The sequence below is a fragment of the Streptomyces sp. NPDC055078 genome (assembly GCF_053607985.1).
On the sequence record NZ_JBSGUP010000237.1, the window covers coordinates 1 to 11,396 of the forward strand.

General features: G+C 70.3%; 9 protein-coding genes. All 9 read right to left on the minus strand.

Annotated features, from left to right (window positions below; translation table 11 throughout):
- Positions 1-1,500, minus strand: a 1,500-nt coding sequence (locus ACWF94_RS20435; protein WP_453490022.1) for an aldehyde dehydrogenase family protein, incomplete at its 3' end; no start/stop codon positions are given.
- Entirely contained in the window at positions 1,497-2,588 is a 1,092-nt protein-coding gene (locus tag ACWF94_RS20440) for an ABC transporter ATP-binding protein (protein WP_453490025.1), read from the minus strand. The genes ACWF94_RS20440 and ACWF94_RS20435, both read right to left, overlap by 4 nt.
- The gene (locus ACWF94_RS20445; RefSeq protein ID WP_453490028.1) at positions 2,585-3,739 is read right to left on the minus strand and encodes an ABC transporter ATP-binding protein; all 1,155 of its coding nucleotides are present in this window, start codon (positions 3,737-3,739) and stop codon (positions 2,585-2,587) included. Before ACWF94_RS20445 ends, ACWF94_RS20440 begins: the two co-directional genes overlap by 4 nt.
- Positions 3,740-3,754: 15 nt before the next feature.
- Complete coding sequence (locus ACWF94_RS20450) at positions 3,755-4,702, minus strand: ABC transporter permease (protein ID WP_453490031.1); 948 nt, start codon at positions 4,700-4,702, stop codon at positions 3,755-3,757.
- 19 nt (positions 4,703-4,721) lie between these two features.
- Positions 4,722-5,672, minus strand: a complete 951-nt coding sequence (locus ACWF94_RS20455; RefSeq protein WP_453490034.1) for an ABC transporter permease — start codon at positions 5,670-5,672, stop codon at positions 4,722-4,724.
- A gap of 13 nt (positions 5,673-5,685) precedes the next feature.
- On the minus strand, positions 5,686-7,341 hold the full coding sequence (locus ACWF94_RS20460; RefSeq protein ID WP_453490037.1) for an ABC transporter substrate-binding protein: 1,656 nt from the start codon (positions 7,339-7,341) through the stop codon (positions 5,686-5,688).
- Positions 7,338-9,014: a phytoene desaturase family protein gene (locus ACWF94_RS20465; protein ID WP_453490040.1), complete on the minus strand. Its 1,677-nt coding sequence runs from the start codon at positions 9,012-9,014 to the stop codon at positions 7,338-7,340. The genes ACWF94_RS20460 and ACWF94_RS20465 overlap by 4 nt, the downstream gene beginning before the upstream one ends.
- Positions 9,015-9,052: 38 nt before the next feature.
- Positions 9,053-10,036, minus strand: coding sequence for a membrane dipeptidase (locus ACWF94_RS20470; protein WP_453490043.1), 984 nt, complete (start codon positions 10,034-10,036; stop codon positions 9,053-9,055).
- A gap of 121 nt (positions 10,037-10,157) precedes the next feature.
- Positions 10,158-10,880 (minus strand): maleate cis-trans isomerase family protein, encoded by a 723-nt coding sequence (locus ACWF94_RS20475; RefSeq protein WP_453490046.1) that lies wholly within the window; start codon positions 10,878-10,880, stop codon positions 10,158-10,160.
- Positions 10,881-11,396 lie beyond the last annotated feature (516 nt).

Genomic DNA, 11,396 nt, shown 5'->3' on the forward strand with positions numbered 1-11,396 from the left:
GTCGCCGAACGGGTCGGCCGGTGTCCCGTGCTCGGTGACGACCGACTTCGTCTGGAGGAACTCGGCGACCGCCTCGACCCCGTTCTCCCTGCCGAGGCCGGACTGCTTGTAGCCGCCGAACGGCACACTCCAGTGCAGCATCCGGTAGGTGTTCACCCACACCACACCCGCCTCCAGCCGCCGGGCCACCCGGTGCGCGCGGGCCGCGTCGCGGGTCCAGAAACCCGCGGCGAGTCCGTACTCGACGGAGTTGGCCCGCTCCACCACCTCGTCCTCCGTGTCGAAGGGGTGGACGGTGACCACGGGTCCGAAGACCTCCTCACGGCACACCGCCAGCTCCGGGCCCGCGTCGACCAGCACGGTCGGCTCGTACCAGAACCCCGCCTCGGCCTCCGCGCCGGCCACCGTCGCCCGCCGGCCGCCGACCAGTGCCCTGGCACCGTGCTCCAGGGCGTCGTCCACATAGGACTCGATCCGGGCCAGGGCCCCGGCCGATGCCACCGGACCGACATGGGTGCGCGGGTCGCGCGGGTCGCCCACCCGCAGCCGCCCGACCGCGTCCCCGTACCGCTTGAGGAACTCCTCGTACACCTCACGCTGCACAAAGATCCGCGAGCCCGCGACACAGGTCTGCCCGGCCGCGGAGAACGCGCCCTGCCGGGCGGCGGTGACGGCGGCGTCGAGATCGGCGTCGGCGAAGACGATATGCGCGGACTTGCCGCCCGCCTCACAGACGTAACGCTTCATCCGGGCCGCTGCCCGCGCCCCCAGCGTCTGGGCCACGGCGGTGCTCCCGGTGAAGGTCACCATCGCCACATCGGGGTGGTCCGTCAGCCGCTGCCCCTCCTCCGCGCCACCGATGACCACACTGACGACGCCGGGCGGAAGGCCCGCCTCCAGCGCCAGTTCGGCGAGGCGGACGGAGGACGCGGGCGCCTGCGGCGGCGGCTTGAGGATCACGGTGTTGCCGGCCGCCAGTGCCGGGGCGAGCTTCCAGGAACCGAGCGAGAGCGCGCCGTTGAAGGGGGTGAACGCGGCGACGACACCCAGCGGCTCATGGGTGATCAGCGCGTCGGCCGTACCGCTGAGCGACCGTGAGGTGTTCTCCAGGGTCTCCGCGGCGGCGGCGTAGTAGCGGTACCAGCGGGCCAGTGCGCCGACCTCGCCCCGGGTGGCCGCCAGCGGCTTGCCGTTCGCCAGGGTCTCCAGCTCCGCCAGTTCCTCGGCGTGGGCGACGAGGACATCCCCGAGCCGGTACAGCAGATCGGCCCGCGCGTGGTGCGGGAGACCTCCCCAGGAGGCGTCGAGGAACGCGGCGCGCGCGCCGGCCACCGCGTCGTCGACGGCGGCCGGGTCCTGGTGCGCGTGTGCCCAGGTCGTTCCGGTCGCCGGGTCGATCAGCGGTACGGCGGTGCCGCCGGGAGCGCGCCTGCGGCCCCCGGTGTGGGAGGTGTACTCCTCGGCCTTCGGGACGGTGGTCGTCTTCGGGACGGAGGTCATGGAGTGCTGGTCCTTTCCGCGGACAGGGCGTCGCGTACGGCGGGTGAGTCGTAGTGGTGGCAGGCCACGGTGTGTCCGTTGTCCCCGACCGCCACCTCGGGCGGGGGACCGCCCGTGCGGCACTCGTCGGTGGCGAACGGGCAGGACCGCTGGAACCTGCACCCCGGCAGCGGGTCCGCCGGGTCCGGGGGTTCCGCACGGGTCCGGATCTCGCTTCTGAGCCCCGGGGACCGGGGGTCGGGCAGCGGCACGGCCCCCAGCAGCGCGTGTGTGTAGGGATGGCGCGGCGCGGCGAACAGCTCGTCGCAGGGCGCGCTCTCCATGATCCGGCCGCCGTACATCACGATGACCTGGTCGGAGATGTGCCGTACGACGCTCATGTCGTGCGAGATGAAGAGGAAGCTCACATCGCTGTCGCGGCGCAGGTCCTTGAGCAGATTGACGATCTGTCCCTGGATGCTGACATCGAGGGCGGAGACGATCTCGTCGCAGACGATGAAGCGCGGCTCCACCGCCAGCGCGCGGGCGATGGCGGCGCGCTGGCGCTGCCCGCCGGAGAGTTCGAACGGATAGCGGTCGGCCAGCTCCGGGCGGATGCCGACCTGCCCGAGCAGTTCCTCGACGCGTTCGCCGACCGTCTCGCGCGGGACCGTCCGGTGGACGGTGAGCACCTCGCGGAGCATCGTCCTGATGGTCATACGGGGGTTGAGGCTGGCGTAAGGGTCCTGGTAGACGATCTGCGCGAGCCGGGGGAGCTTTCCCTCGCGGCGCAGCCCCTCCAGTTCGCCGCCGTGGATCTCGACCCGCCCCGCGGTGACGGGGGAGAGGCCGAGCAGCGCGCGTCCGGTGGTGGTCTTGCCGCTGCCGCTCTCCCCGACGATGGTGACGATGCTGCGGGCGGGCACGGTGAAGGAGACACCGTCGACGGCGTGGGCCGTCCCGGTGACCCGGCGCAGTACCCCGGTGCGGATGGGGAAGTGGACCCGCAGATCGTCGACGACGACGGCATCGGGCGGGGCGGCCCCGGTGGCCGGGGCGGCCTTGGCGGGCGCCGAGGTCCCTGCCGCCTGCGCGGGCTTCGCGTTCATGCGCTCTCTCCTCGCTCGGCCGGGCGACCGCCGGGCGCGGCCTCTTCCAGGGCGGAGCCGGTGTCGGCTGTACCGGTGTCGGCTGAACCGGCATCGGCTGAACCGGTGTCCGCTGTACCGGCGCCGGCCGCGGTGTCCGCGGATCCGGGCGCGGCTGAACCGGCGTCAGCGTCGGTGAACGGGCAGCGCACCAGATGCCCGGGATCGCTGTCCGGCAGTACGAGCAGTTCCGGGACGGCGTCCCCGCACTCCGGGCGGGAGACGGAACACCGCGGCTGGAAGGCGCAGCCGGGCGGCGGCGCGGCGGGGTCGGGCGGGAAGCCGGGGATCGCGGGCAGCCGGTCGGCGCGCTCCCGGTCCATCCGGGGAATGGACTCCATCAGGGCCCGGGTATAGGGGTGGCCGGGCGTGTCGAACAGGGCGGTGGTGGGCGCCATCTCCACGATCCGGCCCGCGTACATCACCGCGATCCGGTCGGTGATCCCGGCGACGACACCCAGATCGTGCGTGATCAGGATGAGTGCCATCCGCAGCTCCTTGCGGAGCCGGTCGATGAGCTGGAGCACCTGGGACTGGATGGTGACGTCCAGCGCGGTGGTCGGCTCGTCGGCGATCAGGACCTGTGGGTCACGGCTGATGGCCATCGCGATCAGGACGCGCTGGCGCATACCGCCGGAGAGTTCGTGCGGATAGCTGCGCAGCCGCTCCCGGGCGCCGGGCAGACCGACGAGGTCGAGGAGTTCGGCACAGCGCGTGGCGGCGTCGCGCCGGCTGAACCCGTCGTAGCGGACCAGCGGCTCGGCCATCTGCGCGCCGATGGTCATGGCCGGGTTGAGCGCGGAGAGCGCGTCCTGCGAGACGAGCCCGATGCCGGAGCCCCGGACCGTACGCATCTGCTTGGGGGTGAGGGCGGTGAGATCCTTGCCGTCGAAGTTCACCCGGCCCGAGATCTCGACCCCGCTCGCGGCGAGCATCCGGAGCACCGCCAGCATGGTCTGGCTCTTGCCGCACCCGGACTCGCCGACGACTCCGAGCGATTCGCCGGCCGCCACCCGGAACGACACATCGCGGACGGTGAGCAGGGGGGCTTCTCGGCCCTGGTCCTGGCCTCCGTAGGCGACCTTGAGATGTTCCACATCCAGAATGGTCACGGTGATTCCCTCCCTCTACGCCAGTTTGATCTTGGGATTGAAGTACGCCTGAAGGATGTCCACCAGGAAGTTGATCACCACGAACGCGACGGCGATCACCAGGATCCCGCCCTGTACGAGGGGGATGTCCCGGGTGGAGATGGCCTGGTGGAGGGCGAGCCCGATGCCCGGCCAGGAGAACACCGTCTCGGTGAGGACCGCGCCGCTGAGCAGAAAGCCCGCCTGGAGGCCGATCACGGTGATCACGGACGGCATCGCGTTCGGCAGCACATGCCGCACGATCACCCGGAACTCGCCGACACCGCGCGAGCGGGCTGTGCGCACATAGTCGTTGCCGATCACCTCAAGGACCGACGAGCGGGTCATCCGCGCGATCACGGCGAGCGACCAGGCGGCGAGGGTGATGACCGGCAGCAGCATATGGGCGGCCACATCGAGGGCCCCGCCGCCGCCGATCGAGGTCATCCCGGTCGCGGGAAGGATCCGCAGTTGCAGCGAGAAGACGACGATCAGCACCAGACCGAACCAGAACGACGGTACGGAGTTGAAGAACAGCACCCCGACGGTGAGCCCGCGGTCCCGGGCGGAGCCGGGCTTCTGCGCGGCCCAGGTGCCGATCGCGACACCGACCACGGCCGCCACGACGATCGCGGTGCCGGACAGCAGCACGGTGTTGAACAGCCGCTCCGAGAGCACCTCGGAGACCGGCCGGCCGAAGGACAGCGAGCGTCCGAGGTCGCCGCTGAGCAGATTGCCGAGGTAGGTGAAGTAGCGCGAGATCGCGGGCTGGTCCAGGCCCAGATCCTCCCGGAGGGCCTGGCGGTCCTCCTCGGAGGAACTCGGGCCCAGCAGGGCGCTCGCCTGGTCGCCGGGGATGATCTGGCCGAGGCCGAAGGTGGCGATCGTCACCCCCAGGACGACCGGGAGCATCTGCAGCGCGCGGCGCAGGGTGAAGGTCAGCATGCCGAATCTCCAGGACTGTTCATGACCGGCTCCACCGGGTCCAAAGCGTCCGCTTCTTGCTGCCGCGCGCGGTCCGGGACTGCTTGGAGCGCGGGTCGAGGCGGTCTCGTATGCCGTCGCCCAGCAGGTTGAACCCGACGGCCAGGACGACGATCGCGAGGCCGGGGATCGTGGCGACGTGCTGGGCCGTCACCAGCAGCGCACGGCCGCCGGAGAGCATCTGGCCCCAGTCGGGGGTCGGCGGCTGGGCGCCGAGGCCGAGGAAGGCGAGGCTTGAGCTGAGAATGACGTTGCGGCCGGTCTGGAGGGTGGCGAAGACGACCACGCCGCCGAGCAGATTGGGGGTGATGTGCCGGAAGGCGATGCGCAGATGGCTGTACCCGAGGGCACCGGCCGCCTCCACATACTGTTCCTGCCGCAGGGCGATCACATTGCCCCGCACGATCCGCCCGAACTCGGGGACCGTCACCACGACCATCGCGATGATCATGGAGGTGATGCCGGGGCCGAGCGCGACACTGATGCCGAGGGCGAGCAGGATCCCGGGGAACGAGAACATCACATCGAAGATCCGCATGAGCGTGCTGTCGAGCCAGCCGCCCACATAGCCGGAGAGCAGGCCCAGACAGCCCCCGACGACCAGGGCGAGCAGCGTCGGCAGGACCGCGACCAAGAGGGCGAGCCGGGCGCCGTGCATCAGCCGGCTGAGGATGTCCCGGCCGACCTCGTCGGTGCCGAGGAGATGCCCGTCGCTGAACGGGCCGAGGCCGACGGCCGAGGGATCCGTGTCGAGCGGGTCGTACGGGGATATCAGCGGCGCGAACAGGGCGACGAGGACGGTGGCGGCGACGATCGCGCCACCGATGAGGGCGGTGGCGTTGCCGCCGGCGGAGAGGATACGCAGTCGTCCGCGCCGCCGTGCGGGTGCCTCCCGCACGGCCTGTGGACTGGGTGCCGCAGTGGCCTTCATGGCAGTTGTCTCCTCACCGGCGGCGGATGGTGGTGTAGTCGATGTAGACCGATGCCGCGGGGGCGACTCCGCGCACCTTGTGGCTCAGCAGGCGCGGCAGCCGGTCCTGGTAGAGGAACACCCAGGGCGCGTCGGCCCCGATACCGGCCGCGGCCTCGCGGTAGAGCGCCATCCGGCGGCCGTTGTCCGGCTCACCGCGCGCGCGGTCGAAGAGGGCGTCCACCTTGTCGTTGCCGTACCAGCCGCGGTTGACGCCGTTGGGGGGATGGCCCTTCCCGCCGAACATCCGCTCCAGGAAGTCGGCGGCGTCGGCGCCCGTGGTCCAGCCGTTGAACGAGCCGTGGGTGCGGCCGTTGTAGCCGTTGCCCTCCTCGGCGACCAGGGACGCGAACTCCATGTACTGGGTGTCGAGTTGGACCCCGACCGCCTTGAGGTCCTGCTGGACGAGCGACATGATCTCGGTGGCCTGGGAGAACCCGGGACCGCTGTCGGGGGCGAGCAGCCGCAGCCGTATGGGCGTCTTCACCCCGCTCTCCCGGATGAGCTGCCGTGCGCGTGCGGGGTCGTAGCCGTACGGGGTCTTCCCGCCGGCCGCCGACTCGTCGTACGCCTCGTTGCCGCGCGGCAGGGGCCCGGTGGACGGTGCCACCTGGCCGTTGGTGAGCGTGGCGATCGCCTTGCGGTCGACCGCGTAGTTGAGGGCCTGCCGGAAGGTGGCGTTGTTCGTCGGGGCGATCCTGGTGTTCAGGCGCATGAAGTACTGGTTCGCCGGCTCCGGGTACTGCACGCTCATCGTGTCCTCGTCGGTGAGCTGCTGGACCTGCTGGGCGCCCGCGCTCAGGATCGCGTCCACCTCACCGGTCTGGGCGGCGATCGCCAGCGTGGTGGGGTCGGTGACGGACTCGACGATGATGGAGGGCGTCTCGGGCTCCCCGCCCCAGTAGCCGGAATTCCGCTGGAGATTGATCCGCTTGCCGTGGTCGGCGCTCTTCTGACTGAAGGGGCCGGTTCCGACGGGGTGCAGTCCGATGTCATCGGGCCGGTGAGCGCGCAGCGCCTTCGGGCTGACGACCGACATCCGCCGGTCGGTGAGCAGCCGAGGCAGACCCGAGTACGGCTTGGCGAGCCCCAGGGTCACGGTGCGCGGGTCCAGGACGTCGACCTGCTTGATCCAGCGGGTCAGGAACTTCATGTTGCCCGCCGCGGTCGCGTCGTGGACCGGGGACTTCTTGTCCATGATCCGGTCGAAGTTCAGCTTGACGGCCTCGGCATTGAAAGGGGCGCCGTCGGAGAAGGTGACACCCTCCCGCAGGGTGAGGGTGTACGTACGGGCGTCGGGCGACACCTTCCAGGACTCGGCCAGCGCGGGGCGGAGCGCGGGCGCCTGGTCCGACTTCCTGCTCAGGTCCTCGCGGATGAGGGGGTCGAAGAGGGCGTCGACCAGCCGCAGCCCCACCGTTCCGGACAGCCGGTGCGGGTCCAGGGCGGGTATCTCGCCCTCCGCTCCGATGACGAGGGTGCCGGAGTCACGGCCGAAGCCGGGGTTCGTACTACAGCCGGTGAGCAGGACACCGGCCACGACCGCACAGCCGAGCGCGGTGCGCAGGCGGCCTCTGCGGGCGTGTTGTCCTGGTGGGCGCTCCGGCCCACCGCGGTGCGAAAGCCTCATGCTTGTCGCCTTTGTTTGTCAGTGTTCTCGATGGGCCCGGTGGGCCTGTTGGGTTCGGTGGGCCTGTTGGGTTCGGTGCGATCCGTGAGATCGGCGATAACCGCGCCGGCCGCGTTCCTGCCGGGGGTCCCGGTGACATATCCGCCGGGCCATGTCCCGCCTCCCGTGACATAGAAGCCCGCGAGCGGAGTGCGGTATGCCGCGACCGCCTGATGGGGCCGGGCGCCGAAGAGATTGGCGGGGAGCATATCGCCGTGGGTGATATTGCTTTCGATCAGACCCAGTTCGCTCTCGATTTCCACCGGATTCATGAACCGGTGGTCGACAATGCGATCCGAGAGTCCCGGCATCAGCCGCGACAGTTCCTCGACGCAGCGCCGGCCGAACCGCTCGGTCCGCTCCGCGTCCCATACGCCGTCGTGCGGACGGTAGGGGGCGTGCCAGGCGTTGACGCTGATGAGATGGGTGTTTCCGGGAGTGAGTCCGGGCGAGGTGAGCGTGGGTATCAGTCCCCACATCAGGGGCTGTTCGGACGCGTGCCCGGCCAGCGCGTCCGTCACCGATTCCTCGATATGCGCGAGGGACGAGCCGAAGCGGAACTGACAGGCCCGCACCCGATCGGAATCGACACCCTCCGGGAGTCCCGCGTACGACGGCAGCGAATCGACCTCCAGGACCAGCTTGAAAGCCGAACCGCGCATCTCCGTCGCCGTGACCGCGCCACGGATATCGGCACCCATGGCGCCGTCGTCCAGCAGATCGCGGAAGAGATGTACGGGATTGACCGCGGACACCACCCGGTCGGCGGTGAATTCCTCACCGGTCGCGGTGACGACGCCCCGGACGCCCGCATCCCCGTACAGCACGCGGGTCACCGGGGAGCCGGTGCGCAGTTCCACGCCGTACCGGCGGCAACTGCTCTCCAGCGCGTCGATGATCGCGCTCATCGAGCCGACCGGGAGACCGGTGGAGCCGCGCAGGGCGACGCGCTCGGCCGCCTCGCCCCGCGGCGGGCCGTTCCGCGCGCTCGCCGCCAGGGCGAACGGGCGCATCATGAGGCCGACGGCGGAACCGGGGGCGGACGGCGGCACGAGCTGGGCGTTCAGCGCCAGCATGCCGAGCAGCGCCTTGGCCTGCTCCGATACGAGATGCTCCTGGAGCAGTCCGGTCAGGCTGCCGTCGAAGACGGCGGTGAACAGCTTCCGCTCCTCCGGGTCGGTCAGCCGCTCCCGCAGCTCGTCCAGGGCGGGCGGCGGCCCGTCCAGGGAGACCTCCAGGCTCGCGCCCAGCCGTTCGAGGCCACTGATCAGACCCCGGTAGCGGTCCGCCTCGCCGGGCGCGAAGGCGTCGAGCTGCCGGTCGACCAGGGCCGGATCGCGCCAGCCGAGGAAGCACCGCCCGTCGAATTGCTGCACGACCGTCGGATCGGCCCGGACGAATCGCAGGCCGTGCTCCGCGAGCCCCAGTTCCGTCACCACGGCCGGATTCAGCGAGCCGGGCGAATTGGTGAAGGAGAGACTGCGGCCCGGCAGGAATTCATAGCCTCCGCACGGGCCCCCGAGGCGCGCACGCGATTCGACCACGGCGACACTCAGTCCCGCGCGGCCCAGATAGGCAGCTGTCACCAGCCCGTTGTGCCCGCCCCCGACGACCACCACGTCGAACCGGTTCATGCCCTCACCACACCCTCTCCACGCCCTCGCGGCAGTCGTCAGTTCTTCGGTTCGGCCACAAAGCCGTCGTCGAACATCCGCAGCCAGTTGCCGCCGGCGATCTTCTCCACCTCGCTGTCGCTGAAGCCGCGCTTGCTCAGCTGCGCCAGCACCGGGGCATAACCACTGCCCGCAGCGAACCACTCGGGGAACTCCACCGGGCCGGAGATCGGTACCATCGGCTTTCGGCTCCAGCGCCCCTGGCGCCACCAGTGCAGTTCCTCGTCGCCCTGCCCGGCGTAGTAGTCCGAACCGAATCCGACATGGTCGACGCCGATCAGATCAACCGTGTAGGTGACCATGTCACAGAATTCGTCGATCGTGCAGTCGACCCCATTGGGGGCGATACGCGGATACATGCTCAGTCCGACGACCCCGCCCTGCTCCGCGGCTTTCTTCAGTACCGTATTCGATTTGTTACGGAAAGCGAGTTCAACGTCCTCGCCCACGAATTCCCGGGGATTCGAGTGGGTGATCGCGACCGGGCGTGCCGATGCCTCCAGCGCCTCCAGAGTGGTGCGCTCGTTGCAGTGCGAGAGGTCGATGAGCATGCCGACCCGGTTCATCTCCTGGACCAGATTGACACCGTACGTACGGGACAGGCCCGCGTCGTCGCCCTCCCAGCAGCCGGCGCCCGCCGAGTTCTGGGTGTTGTAGGTGAGCTGCGCGATCCGCACCCCGGCCTGGTGGAAGGCGCCCACCAGATCGAGATCGTCCTCGAACGGGCTGCTGTTCTGGAAGCCGAGGACGACGGCCGTACGGCCCTCGCCCGCCGCCTCACGGATGTCGTCGCCCGAGCGGCCCTCCCGGAGCAGATCGGCGTTCTCCGCGAGCAGGCGCTGCCAGCGGCCGACCTCACGCATGGTCTCGGTGGAGTTCTCCCAGATCGCCACGGTGGCGTGCACCCCGGATATCCCGGCGGTGTGCCACTCCGTGAATCGCTCGCGGGAGGGTTTGACGAATTGCAGGGCGTCTACCAGCACGTTGTTCCTCTTCTCGGCCCGATGGGCGCTCGTCGGCCCGATGGGTTTCGGCCCAGTGGGCGGTGTGGGGTCCGGACGGCGCGGTCCGCGGACAGGGGGTCCGCCGCGCCGGGTCCGGAGGTCAGCTGATCCGGCCCAGCCGGCCCAGCGTGGGGATCTCGTCACGGAGCCCGAGGTAGCGCAGGGCCCGCCACAGCGACGCCTGGTTGCTGGTCACGACGGGCACACCGGTGTCCATCTCCAGGTACGGCAGGATCTCGAACGTCCGGTAGGTGCCACAGGAGATCAGCAGCGCGTCCGCGTCCGGCGCGGCCTTGTGCAGCCGCCGTCCCAGCCGGTACGCGCTGTCCGCGTCATGCACGCTGGCGTCGTACGGGTCGGTCATCTGGAGGCCCTCCATCACCGCGACCTCGAAGCCGAGCGCCGTGAGGTACACCCGCAGCGCCTCGTTGACGTCGTCGGTGTAGATGCTGCCGACGGCGACCGAGGTGGCACCGACGGCCCGCAGCGCGTCGACCGTCGCCTGCATCATCGTGATCGCCGGGATGCCCGTCACGGCCTTGATCTCGTCCGTGACCTTCTCATCGGTACCGGGCCCCGGAATGAAGGTGCCGGGCGCACCGCACTGCACGATCAGGTCCACCTTCGCGGTCGCGAGCTGCCGCGAGGCATCCAGAACCTGGCTCATCATCTCCTTGAGCCCTTCCGCGTCGACGCGGGGGACGATGGTCCGCGCATCGGCGAAGGCGACTCCGGTGGGGGCCACGGAGCGCCACTCCTCCGCCCCTTCGATCGCGGTCGCGGGGCGGATCTGCCCGATTCGTGCACGCCAGCCGAGCAACATAAGGCACTTCTCCTGAACGTCAGACTATCTACTGAACTGTCATGATGTCGGGCATGTGTCCGCCCGCGCGGGAATGACGGCGGTTGTTTGTCGCACGGTGGGGTCCAGCTGGGCCGTCGAGGCTTGGCAGTACCGGGATCGGCCGGTGGTGAACTCGCCGTGCGTCCAATCTGGGACAGTGGACCAGATTGTTTGGGACACCGTACCGACGACTTCCGGACAGGTCAATGGCCCCGCTCCGCCTCGTTCCCTCCTCTTGGGGAGGCCCCACCCTCGGTCCCTCGGTCCCGGGGGCCCGTGCCCCGCGTGGGCTGACGCGCACCCCTGCGGGGTGTCCTCAATCGCCGGACGGGCTGATGTGCACGCCCACGCCACGCGCGGCAGGCTCGCAGGCCAGGCGCATCCCCCCGCCTGAAAGCCAGGGTCAACCACATCCACCCCGCCTGGAGGGACCTGGGCCAGCACTCCAGCCCCGCCGGCGTTTGCGGCGCTGGGGGCCCCCACGCCCGCCAGGGC